Raw genomic sequence first — 17,401 nt, forward strand, 5'->3', positions numbered from 1 at the left:
CCGGCTCAGGTGAGGCTCGTAGACTGGACTACCCTTGAACCAGGTTGAGGCAAATGACGGTCCTGTCATCGCTGAATTCCGCCGTTGTCGAACCTTTGACGGACGGATACTCACCCAGCTTGTGAAAATCCGCCGCTTCGACACGCGCGAATTCCGCTTCCCAGGCTGCAACATCCGTCCCCACCGGCAGGGATAAATAGCCGTCGGAGAATATTTCAACGCTCGAGAGTCCGTCTTTGGCGATGCGGAGGTCAACCGTCCCCTCCTGCATGACGGTTCCGCCATTCACCGAGGCGTAACCCAGTACATGCCCATGCCGGTTTGCGAATTGCGGCTGGACACGGATTCCACCCATCAGGAATTCCTCGACCGTTTCGATGTTATTCTCGAGACCGCTCATGCCCGCTGCGGCAATGACGACATTTTCCGCATCCCGCGCCGTCATGATGCCGTTTGCGACAGCCGAACGCAGGCCTGAAAAGATCGTCGCACGCGTGCGCGCCTCGGCCACATCACCATCACCGATGGCGGCGAGAAGCTGTTTGAACACGAATATACGCGCCGAAGTGCTTACCGTATCGATCAGCTTCGTATGCTGAAACAGACGGGTGCCATTGACCCTCACGCCGGAATCGCCGGCAAGCAGCAGGCGGAAGTTGTCGCCCATATCCGCCACGATCGCCAGGGTGGTCGATGGCGGATGGCCGGCATTGATGCGCTGCGCCTCCTTTTTCAGAATATCGCTGATATTCTGAAAAAGCGCGGGCGCGGCGAGCGTTTCCAGCCTGCCGTCAAGGCTCATCTCAGCAACGGCATTGGCGGCGGCAAGGGCTGCGATGCGGCCGGAACTAAGCCCACCGTAACTTGCTCCGGTCGGATCGGTCGCACCATCGAAAACGGCCAGAACCCGTCCGGGTATGAGAAGTGCCACATCGTCCCCCGGCTTTGCGGCGTTCTTGTATTTCGATTGCGAAAAGCTCGCGATATTCATCTTTCTTGTGTCCTTGCAGAGGGAGGCTGGCGGCGACACATGGGTCGCCGCTGCTGCAGTTTTGAATGATATTTGATGGTTTCAGACGAAAGAGGCTTCCTTGTCTTCCGAAAGCCGGAAGACGACGAAGACGCAAAGTCCGGTGCTGACGAGAAGCAAGGTGGAAAGTGCCGCGGCCGTGCCGAACTCACCGTCAATCACCTGAATATAGATCAGCACGGGCATCGTAATCGTCCGCGCCGTGTAGAGGATCAGCGTCGAGGACAATTCGTTGATGGCGGTGATGAAGCTCATCAACGAACCGATGATGAGACCCGGCAACATCAGCGGCACCGTCACCGATATGAACGTCTTTGCCGGCGAAGCGCCGAGATTGACCGCGGCCTCCTCGATGGACGGCTTGATCTGCCGCAGGATCGAGGTCGTGGAGCGCACGCCGTAAGGCAGGCGGCGGATAAACACTAGCAGGATGATGATGAGTGCCGTGCCGGTAATGTCAAAAGGCGGATAACGGAACGTCGTAACATAGCCGATTGCCATGACGACGCCGGGTATCAGATAGGGCACCATCAGCAGAAGATCGAGCGAACCCGATACTGCATTGTCCCGCCTGACCACGATGAAAGAGAGCAGGCCGGAAACGATGGCGATCAACACCACGGCGGCAATCGCAAAGGTGAAGCTGTTGGCAATCGCCTGCGGTGAATCGCGAAGAATGCGGGCATAGCTGTCCAACCCGAAACCGCCTGTAAAGACGGGACCGTTCGTTGCGAGGAACGATGTATAGATGACTGTAAGGGACGGCAGCATGGCGACAAAGACGACCAGATAGCAGAAACCGTGCACGATAAACGATTTCAGCGGGCGCATGGAGCGCTTTACCGGCCGGTTGGTCAATGAACTGGCATAACGGCGCTTGGCGAGAATGTGCCGCTGCAACAGAAGTGCGGCCATGGAAATGGCGATCATCACCATGGAAATCGTGACTGCCATGGTCGGTGTGCCGGCCATTTCGGAGGTATATTGCGCATAGGCGATGGTCGAGAGCGTCCTGATGCCCTTGCCGAGGATTGCCGGCGTTCCGAAGTCTGCAATGGACAATACGAAGCAGATGATCGCACCGGTGCTGACTGCCGGAAAGACCAGCGGCAAGGTGATCTTGCGGAACCGTTGGAACGCCGTGCAGCCGAGGTTTTCCGCCGCATCCTCATAGGATTTGTTGATGGTGTTCAGCGCATTTTCCGTCATCAGGAAGATGTAGGGAAAGAACTTCAGGCTGAAGACCATCACGATGCCGGGTATCCCGTAGATGGTCGGCAGTGAAATGCCGGCGAAAGACAGGAGATTGGTGACCGCACCGTTGGCGCCGAACAGCATGATCCAGGCATAGGCGCCGATGAAAGGCGGCGCGCACAGAACCAGCACAGCAAAGGTGGCAATGAAGGTGCGGCCCTTGATGCGGTATCGCGAGGTGCAGAAGGCAAGCGGAATACCGAGCAGGCAGGCCCCCAACATGCCGAGCACGCCGATGACGAGCGTATTCCACAATGCTACGGTATAAAAACGCCGCGTCAACACCTGAACATAGTTGCCGAAACCGAAAGCACCCGTCTTGGCATCGAAGAAACTGATGAAGAATACGCTGAAGATCGGCAGGATCAGGAATATCCCCAGGAGGATAGCGGCGAGTACCGTTACGCTTGTCCAGAAACCCGGCATTCGCAGGCGAAAACCTTCAGGCATTGAAGTCGCAGTCATATCCGTCATGACAGGCGCTCCCCGGTAACGCCCTCGCCAAAGAGCTTGGTATCAACAGCAGGCCAGGAGAAAACCGTTTTTTGGCCGGGCTGAAGGGCGATGATATCAGCCGACGGCTTGGTGATAGCCTCGATTTCCTCTCCCGACGACAGTACCGCGGCAACATTCATCTCGCGGCCGGTGAAGCTCACCTGTCTTATGGTGACAGGTAGTTCGATGCGGTCTCCGCCATCGGTTGCCCGCGAGCCAACGGTAATCGCTTCGGGACGGATGGCGGCAACGACCGTTCGTTGCGGCGCAATGGCATCGACCTGTGGCAGCCCCACCCTGTGCCCGGAAATGGATGTCTGGCCACCCGAACGATCCAGCGTCAGGAAGTTGTTTGCCCCCACGAAGGAGGCGACGAAACGGTTGGCGGGGTTGTTATAAACTTCCCAGGGCGCTGCGGCCTGCTGGATGACGCCGCCATACATCACACAGACCAGATCGGACATGGCAAGCGCCTCCTCCTGATCGTGGGTCACATAGACCGTGGTAATGTTCATGGCCTGCTGGATTTCGCGCAACTCGCGCCGCAGATCCACCCGCAGTTTCGCATCGAGGTTGGATAGTGGCTCGTCCATCAACAGCACTTTCGGATTGATGACGAGCGCACGCGCCAGGCCGACGCGCTGCTGCTGACCGCCGGATAATTCATGTGGCATGCGCTTGGCGTAGGGAGCGAGCTGCACGATATTGAGAATCTTGCCGACGCGTTCACGAATCTCGGCGGAAGACGCCTTGCGCTGCTTCAAACCGAAGGCGATGTTGTCAAATACGGAAATATGCGGGAAGACCGCATAATCCTGAAAGACCATGCCAACATCGCGCTTATGCGCAGGCACATGTTCGATCGCCTGTCTTTCGATGCTGATACTACCGCTGTCCTGCTGGTGAAACCCGGCAATCGTGCGCAGGAGGGTCGTCTTGCCGCATCCGCTCGGACCGAGAAGCGTAAAAAACGATCCCGAGGGGATGGAGATATTGATGTCGGAGAGGGCGACGACATCCCGGTAACTCTTCTTGATGCTGGTAATTTCCACGGCGGCCATGTGCTGCTCCATGACAGATCCTGCACGGCCGGTGACCACGCTGGACAAACGAAAAGCGAATTGTGAATGGGATAAAGGGGGACGCCGCTTCTGCGCCGTCCCCGGCAATTATCTTACTGAACGTCGAGCAATGTCTCGTTCCACTTTTCCATCAGGCGCGCGCGATTGTCCGCAGCCCATTTGAAATCGTATTTCGCGTCTGGAACATCGGAAAGCGGAACGAGAGCCGGATTGGCGGGAACATCGGTTCGAACCGAACGACGACCCGCCTTCACCACGATTTCCTGCGCTTCCTTGGAGACGATGAAATCGATGAAGGCCCTGCCATTGTCGGCATTCGGCGCTCCCTTCACGAGCGCCATGCCATCAGGCGCAATTGCCGTACCCTCTTTCGGATAAACGATTTCGACCGGCGCGCTGCCGAGCTTATAGCGGAGCGCGGCATCTTCCAGCGTAATGCCAACGGCCTGTTCGCCATCGTTGACGAAACGCGGAACCGCGCCTGAAGAGGTGGAAAGAACCGAGTTGCCGAGGATGCCGGTATAAATTTCCCAGCCTTTTTCCTCGCTGTCGAAATCCTGCAATACCGTTGCCATCTGAATATAGGCCGAGCCGGACTGATCGGCGCGGGCCGACGAAATCAGGCCCTTATATTCCGGCTTGGCGAGATCGGCCCAGGATGTCGGAACGGGAGCGCCTTTCAGGGCCTCCTTATTGACGATAAAGGCCGTGACGACAGCCGTGAAAGGCACCCAGTTCGCGCTCGGTGAGAAGGCAGGGTTGATCGACGCAGCCTCAACCGGCTTGTATGGCTCGAAAAGGTCGGCGGAGAAATCGATGACCGTCCCGTCGACGCTCCAGATCACATCGCCCGCCGCCTTGCCGCTCTCCGCCTTGATGCGGTTCATCAGCTCGCCGGACCCGGCTTTGACAAGCTCGACCTTGGTGCCGGTTTTCTTTTCGAACATGGGCAGCAATTCGTCCATGAGCTGCTGCGGGGCGGCGGAATAGACCACGACGGTACCTTCGGCATGAGCGAAAGCCGCGCTGGCAAGGAAAGTGGCGCCGGCAAAAAGGCGCGCGAAAATAGTGCATGATTTACGCATAAGGGGTCTCCGTTTTTTTGTTCCCTGACAGACCGGCCCTGCGACATGATTTCTTTTTGATTTTGCCTGTCGCCACCCGCTGCCTATTATTTATTTTCTTTACGTAAATTAATTAGTCAAGCCGGAATTTATCGTGAACGCTAAAATAAAATATATAATTGAAAAGAAAGAATTTTTTATGATTTTCACTTGCAACCCTTCAATCTCAATGGCAGGTTTTCCGGCAAACCGAGGTGTACAATCGCACGATTTGCGCTATTCATCGGCGGTGACTTCTCGCGGGAGACTTGTTTGATCGATCTCGGCTACAATGAGCGGCGTCTGCTCGAGATTTTGCGTGGCAAGGGAGGCATGTCGCGTATCGAACTGGCGCGGGAGATGAATGTTTCCGCACCGACCCTTACCCGTCTGACGGCCAATCTCCTGGAATCCGGCCTCATCGTCGAAGCGGAGGAGGCCCGCAACGACGGTAAAAGGGGCAAACCGTCCACCGCCATCGAAATCAACCCGAACGGGCTTTTCACGCTGGGGGTCTACTTCAATCCAGACGATCTCCGTGTCTGCGTGGCCGATCTCAACGGCACGATAAGGCAGGAAATCAGATCGGAACTGGAAGGGCACAGTTTCGAGCATATTATGGAGATGGCCGAGGCATCCGCCCTGCAAGTGCTTGAAAAAGCGAAGATAAAAAAGAAAGATGTGCTGGGCTGCGGCATCAGCTTTCCCGGCCATTTCAAGCGGGATCGCGGCCATGTCTTCCGCATCAAGCAGTTTGAAAGCTGGCGCGATATCGACGTCGAAAAGGACTTCCAACCATATTTCGATTTCCCGGTCTTTCACGAAAATGACGGCAACACCGTCATTCTTTCGGAACTCTATTATGGTGCAGGCCGCAATATCCGAAATTTCGCGATGATCTGGCTGACATATGGCATTGGCGGCGCGCTGGTGGTGCAGCGCCATCTCTATCGCGGCACCAATGGCAATGCCGGCGAGTTCGGCGGATTGTTTCCAAAATCCCATCCCCGTCCCTCGGGACAGGACCTGTGCGACGCTCTGGCTGCTCAAGGCGTCGGCATTCGACGCCTGAAGGACATTGACGAGAGTTATGCCGACCATCCCGCCGTGGTGTCGTGGCTGGAGCGGGCAACGGATCAGCTTCGCCTGCTTTCACTGACGGTCGCCCGCACAATGGATCCAGCAGCCATCATTTTTGGTGGATCGTTGCCTGACTGGATTCTCGAACATATCGTGGGGCGTATCGGTTCGCTGGACATACTCGGGGAAGATTTTTTCGTCGAGCCTCCGGAAATACGCAAATCGATCATGAGCGACCTGCCTCATCTGGGCGCCGCCAGCATACCAATCTACCGCGCCACCACGCCCAGCTATTATTCCGGGCGGGCGCTGAAAGGCTGGGCATGACATGCCATGGCCGGCAGAACTGTTTTTCGCATTTGTCTGGCCGTTGATGACAGGGGACGCCGCTATCTGGATATGCGCCGCCGGAATTCCTCCGTGCCCTGCATGATCTTGTCCAGAAGAGCCTCTATCGCCCAGAAACGCTCCTGAATATCGAACGTCACCGCACGGCTTTCGATGTCGCTTATGGTGCCGAGGCGCTGGTGATAGAGCTTCGCCAGTTTGGGATAGCCCATAGGCTCCGCCATGGCGGCGAGCGCCAGATAGACCGACAGCTCGTTAGCCAGTTCCGGTTGCCGGCTGGCTTCCGTCAGCAGCCATTTGTAGAGATCGGGATGGAAATTGGTGAAGACCCCGGTGAAACCGCGCGATCCCGCTTTCATGGCGTCGAATGCAATTGCCGCATTGGCGTTGACGATGGCGAGCGGCGTATTCGCGGTGAGCGCTACACGCCGCTTGACCGTTTCAAGATCACAGGAGACATCCTTCAGGATAACGAAACGACCGCTATTGGCGCAGAAAGAAATTTCCGCATCGGTCATAAGACGGCGATAAGGTGCCGGGCATTCGTAAAGACCAAGTGGCAGGTCCGAAGGCAGACGCTCAAGGAGCCAGCCGAGATCGTCGAGAAACTTAGAGCCGCCCTCCTGCCGGGCATCCAGCCGGTTGGTGACAAGCACCATGCCGTCAACACCCGTCTGCGCGATGGCATTGAGCTCTTTCTGCTGATCTTCAAGCGTCTCGCTGATATGGCCCGAGGCAATGACGGGAATGCGGCCGGCTGCGGCCTTCTTGACAAAGGCAGCCAGTTCCACGCGCTCCTGAAGGGTGAGGAACATCATTTCAGAAGACTGGCAAACGGCAAACAGCGCGTCCGATCCATTGGCGATGTACCATTCCACGAGATTGGCGACGCCCTCGAAATCTATCTTGCCGCCCCTGAAGGGGGTGATCATCACGGGAATGATGCCTTCGATACGCTTGGTCATTGTTTTCGTCCTGTCAAACATATGTGGTCCCGGCATTCCGATGCGGAGCCTTGCCGGCGTGGATCAGAGCTGGTTGCGTGGCTGGCGGTTCGCGAGCACATCGATCACGGCCTCGGCGGTAATCCGGCCGATAGACGTGTAGGTTTCATAGGTTTCCGCGGCCGTGTGCGGCGTGGTGACGATCTGCGGCAGGGTGAAGAGCGGATTATCGGGCAAGGCAGGCTCCATCTCATAGACATCGATCGCCGCTGCCTGAAGATGGCCGCTGACGATGGCGTCGTAAAGCGCCTTCTCATCCACAAGGGCTCCGCGCGCCGTGTTTATGAAAATCGAGCCGGGTTTCATCCGGGCAAAACGTCCGGCATCCATGAGACGGCGTGTCTCCGGCAGGCTCGGCATCATCATCACGAGAATGTCGGAAGACGAAAGCACCTCATCCATCTCGCACATCCGCACACCAAGCTTCGTTGCGGCAGCCTGGTCGGGAAACTTGTCGTAAGCGATCACCTCCACATCAAAACCGGAGAGTTTGCGCGCGATCTTGCGGGCGATGTTACCGAAACCGAGGAGGCCGACACGACGGCCGATCAGTTCCTGCCCGACGAACCGGTCCCACGCGCCACCGCGCAAGGCATCGTGCAGATAGGGTATCCGGCGCATTGCCGAAAGGATCAGCCCGAGCGTCAGCTCGGCCACCGCATTGGCATTGCCGCCCGGCGCATTCGTCACCGCGATGCCATGCCGGTGGGCCGCATCGATATCGATATTATCGACACCGACGCCAAAACGCGCGATCGCCTTCAGTCGCGGGGCAAGGTCGAAAACACGGTCGTTCCAGGTATCGACACCGGCGATAACGGCATCGACTTCGCCAAGTCTTGCCGATAATTCGTCAAATGTCATCGGCCGCCCGAAGCCGTTTTCAACGACGTCGATACCTTCCGCCTCCAGCATCGCCTTGGCGTCCGCGCAATAGCGGGAATAATTCGTTGCCGTTACCAGTACGGTCTTGCTCATTTCAGTGTCTCTCGGAAAATCGGATTAAAGACGTGCACCGGCCTGATCGAACAGAACGCAGCGATCGGGATCGAAACTCACGGTCAGGATTTCGCCCGGCGCAGGCGCCATATCGCCCGGCAGACGGCAATTCAGCCGGTTACCGGCAATATCCAGCAAGGCGAGCGTGTCGGCCCCCAATGGTTCGATCAGTTGAACGGGACCGGAAATCGTGGCGGACGACGAAGGCCGATGGGCCGAATCCAGCGAAAGATGTTCTGGCCGCACGCCGAGTTCCGCTGCACCTTCATAGTCCCGGCGTTCGACCGAAACGGGGATGCGCGTGCCATCCGGCAAGGTTGCGACACCCTTCGAAAGCTGCACGGGCAGGAAATTCATGGCCGGCGCACCGATAAAACCGGCGACGAAGCGGGTTCTCGGGTTGCGGTAAAGCTCCTGCGGCGCACCGATCTGCTGGATGTGACCGTCCTTCAGCACAACGATACGATCGGCCATGGTCATGGCTTCCACCTGATCGTGGGTGACATAGATCATGGTGCTGCCGAGCCGCTGGTGGAGCTGCTTGATTTCCGCACGCAGATCGACACGCAGTTGCGCGTCGAGATTGGAGAGCGGCTCATCAAAGAGAAAAACCTTCGGTCCGCGCACCATGGCGCGCCCCATCGCCACACGCTGGCGCTGGCCACCGGAAAGTTCGCGCGGGCGCCGCTTCAGCAGATGGGTAAGCTGCAGGGTGCGCGACACGTCTTCGACGCGCTGCTTCACCTGCGCTTCCGGCACACCGTTCATCCGCAGGGCAAAGCCGATGTTCTTTTCCACGGTCATATGCGGATAAAGCGCATATTCCTGAAACACCATCGCCACATCCCGCTCCCAGGGGCGGAGCCTGTTGACGACCGTTCCGTCAATGGAGATCGAACCCTCCTGAAAATTCTCCAGACCGGCAATCATGCGCAGCAGCGTCGATTTTCCGCAGCCGGAAGGACCGACGAAGACGATGAATTCGCCATCGACAATATCGAAGGAGAGGCCATGGATGACACGGTGCGCGCCGTAAGCCTTGACGACGTTCTGGATGGAAAGAGTGGCCATGGAATTATCCTTTGACTGCCCCTGCGGACAGGCCCGCGACAAGGCGGCGCTGGACGAGCAGGGTAAGAATGAGCGGCGGAAGAGCGATCATGGTTGCGGCGGCCATCAGCGCACCCCAGTTGGTGACGCCCTCGCCGATGAAATTGAACGACGCGACGATGGCGGTCTTGGTGTCGAAGCCGGAGAGCGCCAGAGCGAACAGGAAATAGTTCCAGGTGAAGATGAAGCAGAGAATGGATGACACCACCACGCCGGGCATGACCACCGGAAGAACGATGCGCCAGAGCACCGACAGCGGACGGCAACCGTCCATCTGAGCGGCTTCCACCAGTTCGCGCGGCATGGCGTCGAAATAGGGCAGCATCGTCCACAGGGCGACCGGCATGGCGATGACGGCATGGGTCAGGATCAACACCGTGTAGGAACCGACCAGCCCAAGTTCGGAAAAGATGATGAACCAGGGCAGCAGGAACAGCGTGCCCGGCGCCATGCGTGAAAACAGCGCCAGTGTCGCGGGCCATGTGGTGCGATGCCAAGAGACGGCAAAGGCCGCCGGAAATGCGAGCAGGATGCCGAGCAATGTCGCACCCGTCGAAACGATGAGCGAATTCAGCGTATTGGACAGAAATTCCGTGCGCTCGAAAAGCTGGCGGTAATTGTCCAGGGTGGGTGTGAAAAAGAGGCTCGGCGGCAGCTTCGTCACCTCATAACGATCCTTGAAGGACGACAGGATCATCCAGAGGATCGGGGTGATCGCGGCGATGACCAGAATGGCGGTGCTTAGGCCGCCGCGCAGTCTTTCGGCAAGGGAAGGCTGATATGCCTCGTGTTCGTGCATGAAAATTCCTCCTCGATTTACCAGGTGACGGCCTGTCGCAGTCGGGAAAAGGCGACGACGGTGACCATGACGACGGCTGCGAGCGTGATCATGCCGGCCGAGGCGTAGCCGAAACGGGAAAACTCGAAGCCCTGCTGGTAGGCATAGATATTGAGCGTGGTCGACGCATTGCCCGGCCCGCCGCGCGTGGTGATGTAGATCACGTCGAAGAAACGCAGCAGATCGACCGAGCGCAGGATCGCGGCGGACAGCAGTGTCGATGCAAGCAATGGCAGGGTGATGTGAACGAGCCTCTTCCAGCCGATCACGCCATCGATTTCCGCCGCCTCGAACACCTTCGTCGGCAGGGACTGAAGGCCACCCAGAACCAGAAGTCCGATCAGCGGCGACCATTGCCAGGTATCGACGGCGGCAACCGTCAGAAGGACCCACTTGGGATCGGCGAGCCAGAGGCTCGGGCCGATCCCCACCTCCCCGAGCAGCCAGTTCGCAACGCCGACGGCCGGATCGAGAATGACGATAGCCATCATGCCCACGACCACCGGCGGCATCATGAAGGGCATGACAGCCACCGTGCGAACGAGATTGCGCGCGCTACGCACCCGGTTGAGGGTGAAACCGAGCCAGGTGCCGATTACCATCTGCATGGCGAGCGCGAGTCCATAAAGCACCCATGTCAGAATGAAGGCGTTGTGAAATTCCCCGTCTGAAAGCAGCTCGAGATAATTCGCAAGACCGACGAAACGGTCGTCCATGCCGAGCGAGTTTTCGCGAAGCGAAAGCCAGATCGCATAAAGAATGGGGAAAACGATCATCAAGCCGACGAATGCTACGGCGGGCGCCATCATCCAGCGAAAGGAAAGAACGGTCTGGCCGGGGCCGGAGATGCGGGAAGGCATCGAAGCGGTCATCACACGGGGATCCCTCATGAAAATGATATTTGTGTCTGCAATTGCGTGGCCCAAGCCGCGCCAGGCCGCTCGCCGTGAAACTGACCGGCGGCCTGGGCAACGATTGGGGAGAGCAATATTTCCCGCCGGGGATCCGGCTCCGGACTTTGCAGCACGGAACCGGATTTCCCGGGAGGAATTCCTGGAGCCGGCGAATTATTGCAGGGCGAGCAGGGCCTTGTCCGCCTCGCAGGCGCCATCCTTGATCGTATTGTTGCCGAGCAGGTAATCCTGAACCACCTTGCCGATGATCTCGCGGGTCTGCGGCACCTTGTCGGTCGGCGATGCGTAGTCGCCGGTGCCGGTTTTGCTGATCTGCCTGATGGCGTCGGCCCAGCTCTTGCGGATCGGCAATTCGTCGGTGAATTTTTTCATATCCGCACCATCAAAGACCGAGCTGCGCGGCGGCGCGACACCGGCCTGAATGAGACGGGCCTCGATCTCCGGCGACGTTGCCCATTGCATGAACAGCCAGGTGGCCTCCTTGCGTTTGGAGAAATTCGACATCGAAAGCCCCCAACCGAAGGCAACGGGCTTGGAAATGCCGGTCTCCTTGCCGGGCGGCAGCACCTTGATGGCAAGATCTTCAGCGCGGCCGGGGAATTTGACGATATTGGAGAATTCGTTGGAGGACTCATGCGTCATGGCGACCTTGCCCTGACCGAGAAGCTCGACGACCTGCGGGAAGGAATGGTTGGAAGCACCGACGGCGCCATAGGTTTTCAGAAGATCGCCATACATCTGCAGGCCGGCTATGGTCTTTTCCTGGCACAGGCCCGGCTTGGTCTTGTCCGCGGACTTGAAGTCGCCGCCAAGATTGAAGACGAAAGACGCCATCGGATAGGGTATCGCATTGCGCACGCCGCGCGCCGTCCAGGCGTTGACCGACTTGTCGCATTCCGAAATTGTTTTTGCGGCGGCGGGAATGTCTTCGAGATATTGCGGTTCAGGAACGTTGCACTTGGCAAAGATATCCTTGCGCCAGTAGAACAGCGGACCTTCGACATTGATCGGCACGCCGGTCAGCTTGCCATCGAAAATCTCGTTCTTGCGCAGTCCCTCGCCGAAATCCTCGAAATTGAAATCCGGCGAGGTCAGGCTCGCATCCTTCAGCAGCGGGTTGAGATCGGCATACCAGCCAGCCTTGTTGTAGACCGCGCCCTCACGGATTTTCAGCGAAATGAAGGCATCGACATCCGATGACCTGGCCTGCATGAGCGTCGACAGACGCGCGCGGATCGGGTCTTCATTGAGAATCTCGACACGCACCTTGATGCCGGTCTTTTCCGTAAATTCACTGGTCATATCCTTGATGGCGTTCGGCCAGGGATGGTTCGTGAACAGAACATTTATTGTCTGGCCTTCCTGTGAACGCCAGTTGAAATCGGCGGCTCCCGCAATCGAACCGGTAAAAACGACGCATGATGCAAGGGCTGCCATTTTTGACGCCGCCGCAAGACTGTTCCTGAAAAATTTCATGTCAATCATGTCCTCCCAAATCTCGGTTATTTTCCTCAATGACGTATCGCCCCGGATGAGAATGCGGGCGCATACCTCTCCCTCCCGGTCGGCGCGGATTTGCTGCGCGACCGCATCTCCTCCCTCAAGACAGACGGAAGCTAGCAGGAAAATTTCACTGCCGCAATAGCTAACATGTTACCTTGATTGATAGCAACATTCCACCTGCGGCGCCCTTATGCATTCGGCAGCGGTTTCATTTGACGTCACGCTCTGGGGTGGCTGCCCCAAGCATGGGAAAACAGCCCGGAAAGCCCGCCAGAAGGGCGGCTACCGTGCGATCGCGCGGTTTTTGGCATTGTGAATGTGCTGTTCCATCGCTGCTGCTGCAGCGGCCGGATCGCGTGAGGCAATCGCATCGAGAAGGTTCAGGTGATCGTACATCGTGGGCAGGACGAGCGGAGGATTGAGCTGTGTATGCGCCTGGCGGATCAGCCGGATTTTTATGGCGTTCACGCGGTAGATATTGGTGAGGATCGAATTCTGCAGGGAATCGATCATCCCGTGATGAAATCGGGAATCCAGTTCCTGCGCCCTGTCCACAAGGGCTCTGGAGACGTGATTGGCGTCCGGTTCGGCATTGCAGGCATCGATGATATCCAAATGTTCCTGCCGGATGGCCTCCAGCGTCTCATCGCTAACCAGCCGCGCGAATATCTGGACAGCCTCCTTTTCCAGAAACAGCCTGACCTGAAATGCATCCTGCACCAGATTGAGATCGACCTGTGCAATCTGCATGCCACGCTGCGGAACCGTCACCAGCAGCCCTTCGGCCTCAAGGCGCGGGATCAGCTCACGGATCGCCGCAAGCGGCAACTGGGTAAGCTCGACCAATTGCCGTTGCGAAACAAATTGTCCGGGGCGAAGCTGGCGGGAAAGAAGGTGCTCCGTGAAACTGGAATAGGCGCGGTCTCTCTGATTGACGTGCCCCTCCGCATTTCTCAGGCTACGGCCATCCTTTTTCTTTTTCTCTACCAATGAGCGAACCTCCAATGCATGTATCTAACATGTTAGTAAGGTTGCCAATGAGATTCAATCACGGTCGAAGATGAAACTCGAAAATAGGCCATTCAGGCTCGAGGGGACTGAAATGCCCGGGTGATCCGTCGCAGCACGGCGTTCGCGTGATCGCCGGTGACTGCGGAAATCATCACCACGTCCAGTTTTGAAAGTTCTGGGAGCAGGCCTTCCCTCACCTCCCGCAGACCGGCAGACGCTACACTTCGCGCCAGCAGTGCGACGCCGATCCCTGCTTCGGCAGCCGCTCCCACCGCCGTTGCCCCGGTTCCGACGAATACCTCACGCCAGGCGATGTCCGCCGCCTCCAGCGCCCGAAGGGCCATGGCTCGCAAATTGCAGGGCTCCGGTTGAAGCACCAGCGGCACCGGCAGGTTCGAAGACAGATCGAAATCCGCGCTGCAGTACCAGCCGAAGCTTTCCTGAAACAGCAACTCGCCATCGCGGCGGATGTCGTCATGCCGCAACACGACGATCGCATCGAGCGCGCCGGCATCGTAGAGCTCAAGCAGGGTCCTGGTGCCGGCGGTGCGCAGATGAAGCGTAACGCTCGTCTCACGCTCGCTGATCACCCGGAGTATCCGGGGCAGGTCGGCCCCGATCAAATGATGCGTGAAACCGATCGCGAGGCGGGTCGGCTCCTGCCCAAAGACATCGAGCGCACGACGACCGGCCGCAACATAAGCCCGCGCGGGCTCCAGAAAGCGTTCGCCGGCGGCCGTCAAACGCACGCGGCGCGGCGTCCGTTCGACGAGACGATGCCCCAACATGTCCTCAAGCCGGCGCAGGCGCAGCGATATCGCCGCCTGTGACGTGTTCATCACGCCTGCAACCCGCGTGAACGACTGCAATTCGGCAACGAGAAGGAAAGCCTCGACGGCCTCGGGATCCAATGAGCGCATGTTTTGCATAACAAGCTGTTATCGCTGAAATGCGCAAGCCCCTAATTCTATCGGGTTCTCGCGAGCGCTATTGCACACGAAAACTCTCGATAGGAGCTTTTCGTGTCTTCACAGATTTCCTCGCTCACGCCAGCCGCCGACCGCCGGATCTGGGCAGTCCTTGCCGTCGCCGTCGCAACGCAAACCGCCGGCTCGTTCGTATCCCAGGGGATTTACATCCTCGTGCCCTTTTGGCGGGAAGCATTCGGCATCTCCCTCGCATCCGCGTCCCTTGCCGTGACCGTCATGAACGGTGTGCAGATCGTGACGATGTTCACGCTCGGCCGCGCCATCGATATTCACGGTGAGCGCCGCATTGTCGGCATTGCCATGCTCGGCATGGCGCTCGCGATGGCCGGCGCGGCGGCATTCGCAAACAGCCTGCCCGCGCTGCTTTTGTGCATCGCGTTTCTGGGCGGCACCTATGCTGCGGTCCAACCGGGCGGCACGCGGGCGATCATGCGCTGGTTCCCGCCTGCCAAACGCGGCATAGCGACAGGGTTTCGGCAGGCTGCGGTTCCTTTCGGAACGATGATCGCCGCCACCCTCCTCCCGTTCATGGCGGTTCGTTACGGATGGCACGCGGCAGCATGGCTCTGCGCCGGTGTTTCCGTCATGGGCGCCGCACTCTTCTGGGGTCTCTATCGCGAGGGAGGCGATGCGGCCGCAAAAACCGAGCGCCCGCTTCCCCTGGCAAGACTCGCCCGTGAGGTAGGGCAGAATCCGAGCTTCTGGCCTGTATTGCGGCTTGGTATCGCCATGTCCGCGTTTCAATTCACCCTCACCGCACACGTCATCGGCTTCATGGCGGATGGGTTGGGGCTCGGCCTTTTTGCCGCTTCGTCCATGTTTGCCGCAACGCAGCTTGCGGGCATTCCTGGCCGGATTTTGCTGCCATGGCTCAGCGACCGTTTCCGACCCGGCCTTCGCACGCAATCCTTCGGCCTGGTATCCGTCATTGCCGCAGGCGCTGCCGCAATCCTCGCGGCTCTGTCCATCGACGCCCCGGCACCTGTCATCCTCGTCGTGCTTGTCGTGCTGGGAATATTCGGGATCGGGTGGTTTCCACTTTATCTTCTGCAGATCGCCGAAAGCGCACCGGAAGGTTCGATAGCGTCGACGATCGCCTTCGCTTCCACGATCTGCCTGGGTGTCATGGCAATCGGCCCCTATATATTCGGCCTTCTGGTCGATCATTTTGGCTACGGGGCAGCATGGTCCGCACTGATCGTGCCGGTGGTCGCAACGGCGCTACCCCTCGCAATCTCATCGCCGCGCCGGCAGAAAGCTCAGATCGGCTCTTCATGAAACGGGATAGGCGCGGCGACAATCGAAGACATAAAAGTGACGGCGGTCGCTGGGGAAACCTATGCGGCTGCCGCCTTCCGAGGAAAGCGAAGGGCAGCGCAATCTCTCCCGAAATTGCCGATTTCGGGAACTGATTTTCTATAAAATTAGTAGATATAGAATGACCGGTCTTCCTTTATAGCTCGAAGGCCTTACGATCCGTTACAGACTGCTTCTGAACCGCATCCTGCCACCGTCCTCAATCGCCCGCCCGCACCGACCGCCGAACCAATCAATAACCCACATCCTCCGGAAAATCCGGAGCGCAAAAGACAGGACGAGAAACGACAGATGCCACGTTACGTTATCATTGGCGCCGGCGCGGTGGGCGCGAGCCTTGCAGCACAATTCGCACTTTCCGGCATTGACTATGCGCTTTTCGGACGGGGCGCCCAGATCAGCCATATCAGGCAGCATGGCCTCACCTTTCAGCGCCCCGCGGAGACGCGGCAGATCGATCTGAAGGTTTTCGACCTGACGGATCTTCCGGAATTGACGCCGGACGATATCCTCCTGCTCACGGTGAAAGCTCAGGATGCCGTAAGCGCGCTCGCCTTCTGGTCCTGGCAAAGCGTCTCGAACACGACAACACCGGCAGCGGCAAACCTGCCTATCGTGACTTTTCAAAACGGACTGGCGACAGAACCGAATGCCCTGAGAACATTTGCCCGGGTCTATGGTGCAAGCATTCTGACACCGGCGCGGTTCACTGAAACCGGCAAGGTAGTGGTGGGCGGCGAACCGCAATTGGGCATCGTGACAGTCGGGCGTTTTCCGCTTGGACAGGATGACGTGACCGCGCAGGTCGCGGCGGACCTGAACAGGGCTGGATATCTAGCCGAGGCAAGCGACGATATTCGCCGCTGGAAAGCAGCGAAGCTCCTTCACAACGTTCGCAACGTCCTCGAACTTTTCGACGGTCCGGCCGATCTGAACGACAGGGTCACCGCGGCTCTGGTGGATGAGGCCCGTCATGTGCTGGAAGCGGCAGGCTACACCCTAGCCTCGCCCTCCGAGCGAACCGTCGACATTTCGAACTGGCGGGTGGCGCCGAACAGCGGAATTCATCCGGGCCAGCAATCGACATGGCAGAGTTTCAGGCGCGGAGCCTCGAGCGAAGTGGATTTCCTCAACGGCGAAATCGTTCTGCTGGGCCGGCTTCACAATGTTCCGACGCCCTATAACGAAGCCGTTCAAACGCTTGCCGGAAAACTGGCGCATCAGGGCGGGTTTTCAAAGCCGCTGCCACTCGATGCAATCACGTCTCTCATCGCCGCCCCGGACCGGACGGCGCATGCCAATCCCGCCGCTTCTTCATGAGCGG

General features: G+C 58.4%; 15 protein-coding genes. 3 read left to right on the forward strand and 12 right to left on the reverse strand.

Annotation, left to right across the window (positions count from 1 at the left end; genetic code table 11):
- Positions 1-28: 28 nt before the first annotated feature.
- The 4 genes from EM858_RS12885 to EM858_RS12900 form a co-directional block, all read right to left on the reverse strand.
- Positions 29-991, reverse strand: a complete 963-nt coding sequence (locus EM858_RS12885) for a hypothetical protein (RefSeq protein WP_080820266.1) — start codon at positions 989-991, stop codon at positions 29-31.
- Positions 992-1,072: 81 nt separating this feature from the next.
- The gene (locus EM858_RS12890) at positions 1,073-2,758 is read right to left on the reverse strand and encodes an iron ABC transporter permease (RefSeq protein ID WP_080820265.1); all 1,686 of its coding nucleotides are present in this window, start codon (positions 2,756-2,758) and stop codon (positions 1,073-1,075) included.
- The gene (locus EM858_RS12895) at positions 2,755-3,852 is read right to left on the reverse strand and encodes an ABC transporter ATP-binding protein (RefSeq protein WP_245482993.1); all 1,098 of its coding nucleotides are present in this window, start codon (positions 3,850-3,852) and stop codon (positions 2,755-2,757) included. Before EM858_RS12895 ends, EM858_RS12890 begins: the two co-directional genes overlap by 4 nt.
- Before the next feature lie 101 nt (positions 3,853-3,953).
- Positions 3,954-4,946: an ABC transporter substrate-binding protein gene (locus EM858_RS12900; RefSeq protein ID WP_080820263.1), complete on the reverse strand. Its 993-nt coding sequence runs from the start codon at positions 4,944-4,946 to the stop codon at positions 3,954-3,956.
- 291 nt (positions 4,947-5,237) lie between these two features.
- On the opposite strand from EM858_RS12900, the gene EM858_RS12905 reads away from it, so the two are divergent.
- Positions 5,238-6,371, forward strand: a complete 1,134-nt coding sequence (locus EM858_RS12905) for an ROK family transcriptional regulator (RefSeq protein ID WP_080820261.1) — start codon at positions 5,238-5,240, stop codon at positions 6,369-6,371.
- Between the two features lie 62 nt (positions 6,372-6,433).
- On the opposite strand, the gene EM858_RS12910 is transcribed toward EM858_RS12905, so the two are convergent.
- The 8 genes from EM858_RS12910 to EM858_RS12945 all read right to left on the reverse strand — a co-directional run bounded on the left by EM858_RS12910 (position 6,434) and on the right by EM858_RS12945 (position 14,700).
- Entirely contained in the window at positions 6,434-7,357 is a 924-nt protein-coding gene (locus tag EM858_RS12910) for a dihydrodipicolinate synthase family protein (protein ID WP_080820259.1), read from the reverse strand.
- Positions 7,358-7,420: 63 nt separating this feature from the next.
- On the reverse strand, positions 7,421-8,374 hold the full coding sequence (locus EM858_RS12915; protein WP_080820257.1) for a phosphoglycerate dehydrogenase: 954 nt from the start codon (positions 8,372-8,374) through the stop codon (positions 7,421-7,423).
- Between the two features lie 24 nt (positions 8,375-8,398).
- Entirely contained in the window at positions 8,399-9,466 is a 1,068-nt protein-coding gene (gene ugpC / locus EM858_RS12920; RefSeq protein WP_080820255.1) for a sn-glycerol-3-phosphate ABC transporter ATP-binding protein UgpC, read from the reverse strand.
- A 4-nt stretch (positions 9,467-9,470) separates the two neighbouring features.
- Positions 9,471-10,304: a carbohydrate ABC transporter permease gene (locus tag EM858_RS12925; protein WP_020812374.1), complete on the reverse strand. Its 834-nt coding sequence runs from the start codon at positions 10,302-10,304 to the stop codon at positions 9,471-9,473.
- Positions 10,305-10,321: 17 nt separating this feature from the next.
- Positions 10,322-11,215 (reverse strand): sugar ABC transporter permease, encoded by an 894-nt coding sequence (locus EM858_RS12930; RefSeq protein ID WP_080820254.1) that lies wholly within the window; start codon positions 11,213-11,215, stop codon positions 10,322-10,324.
- 195 nt (positions 11,216-11,410) lie between these two features.
- Positions 11,411-12,733 carry an ABC transporter substrate-binding protein gene (locus EM858_RS12935; protein WP_236775831.1) on the reverse strand — a complete coding sequence of 441 codons (1,323 nt, stop codon included), beginning with the start codon at positions 12,731-12,733 and terminating at the stop codon, positions 11,411-11,413.
- Positions 12,734-13,042: 309 nt separating this feature from the next.
- A complete protein-coding gene (locus EM858_RS12940) occupies positions 13,043-13,717 on the reverse strand; it encodes a GntR family transcriptional regulator (protein WP_031234333.1) in 675 nt (224 codons plus the stop codon).
- A 125-nt stretch (positions 13,718-13,842) separates the two neighbouring features.
- Entirely contained in the window at positions 13,843-14,700 is an 858-nt protein-coding gene (locus EM858_RS12945; RefSeq protein ID WP_080820250.1) for a LysR family transcriptional regulator, read from the reverse strand.
- 93 nt (positions 14,701-14,793) lie between these two features.
- Here EM858_RS12945 and EM858_RS12950 point away from each other — a divergent pair, with 93 nt between their 5' ends.
- Positions 14,794-16,038: an MFS transporter gene (locus tag EM858_RS12950; RefSeq protein ID WP_080820248.1), complete on the forward strand. Its 1,245-nt coding sequence runs from the start codon at positions 14,794-14,796 to the stop codon at positions 16,036-16,038.
- Positions 16,039-16,368: 330 nt separating this feature from the next.
- Positions 16,369-17,397 carry a 2-dehydropantoate 2-reductase N-terminal domain-containing protein gene (locus EM858_RS12955; protein WP_080820246.1) on the forward strand — a complete coding sequence of 343 codons (1,029 nt, stop codon included), beginning with the start codon at positions 16,369-16,371 and terminating at the stop codon, positions 17,395-17,397.
- Positions 17,398-17,401: the final 4 nt, after the last annotated feature.

The organism is Agrobacterium sp. CNPSo 2736 (assembly GCF_004005385.1).
Taxonomy (GTDB): Bacteria; Pseudomonadota; Alphaproteobacteria; order Rhizobiales; family Rhizobiaceae; genus Agrobacterium; species Agrobacterium leguminum.

Excerpts from the sequence above, each read along its gene's own strand:
- EM858_RS12885 (WP_080820266.1), bottom strand. The coding sequence starts at position 991 with ATGAATATCGCGAGCTTTTCGCAATCGAAATACAAGAACGCCGCAAAG.
- EM858_RS12945 (WP_080820250.1), bottom strand. The coding sequence starts at position 14,700 with ATGCAAAACATGCGCTCATTGGATCCCGAGGCCGTCGAGGCTTTCCTT.
- EM858_RS12935 (WP_236775831.1), bottom strand. The coding sequence starts at position 12,733 with ATGAAATTTTTCAGGAACAGTCTTGCGGCGGCGTCAAAAATGGCAGCC.
- EM858_RS12910 (WP_080820259.1), bottom strand. The coding sequence starts at position 7,357 with ATGACCAAGCGTATCGAAGGCATCATTCCCGTGATGATCACCCCCTTC.
- EM858_RS12955 (WP_080820246.1), top strand. The coding sequence starts at position 16,369 with ATGCCACGTTACGTTATCATTGGCGCCGGCGCGGTGGGCGCGAGCCTT.
- EM858_RS12890 (WP_080820265.1), bottom strand. The coding sequence starts at position 2,758 with ATGACGGATATGACTGCGACTTCAATGCCTGAAGGTTTTCGCCTGCGA.
- EM858_RS12895 (WP_245482993.1), bottom strand. The coding sequence starts at position 3,852 with ATGGAGCAGCACATGGCCGCCGTGGAAATTACCAGCATCAAGAAGAGT.
- EM858_RS12930 (WP_080820254.1), bottom strand. The coding sequence starts at position 11,215 with ATGACCGCTTCGATGCCTTCCCGCATCTCCGGCCCCGGCCAGACCGTT.
- ugpC (WP_080820255.1), bottom strand. The coding sequence starts at position 9,466 with ATGGCCACTCTTTCCATCCAGAACGTCGTCAAGGCTTACGGCGCGCAC.
- EM858_RS12925 (WP_020812374.1), bottom strand. The coding sequence starts at position 10,304 with ATGCACGAACACGAGGCATATCAGCCTTCCCTTGCCGAAAGACTGCGC.
- EM858_RS12900 (WP_080820263.1), bottom strand. The coding sequence starts at position 4,946 with ATGCGTAAATCATGCACTATTTTCGCGCGCCTTTTTGCCGGCGCCACT.
- EM858_RS12915 (WP_080820257.1), bottom strand. The coding sequence starts at position 8,374 with ATGAGCAAGACCGTACTGGTAACGGCAACGAATTATTCCCGCTATTGC.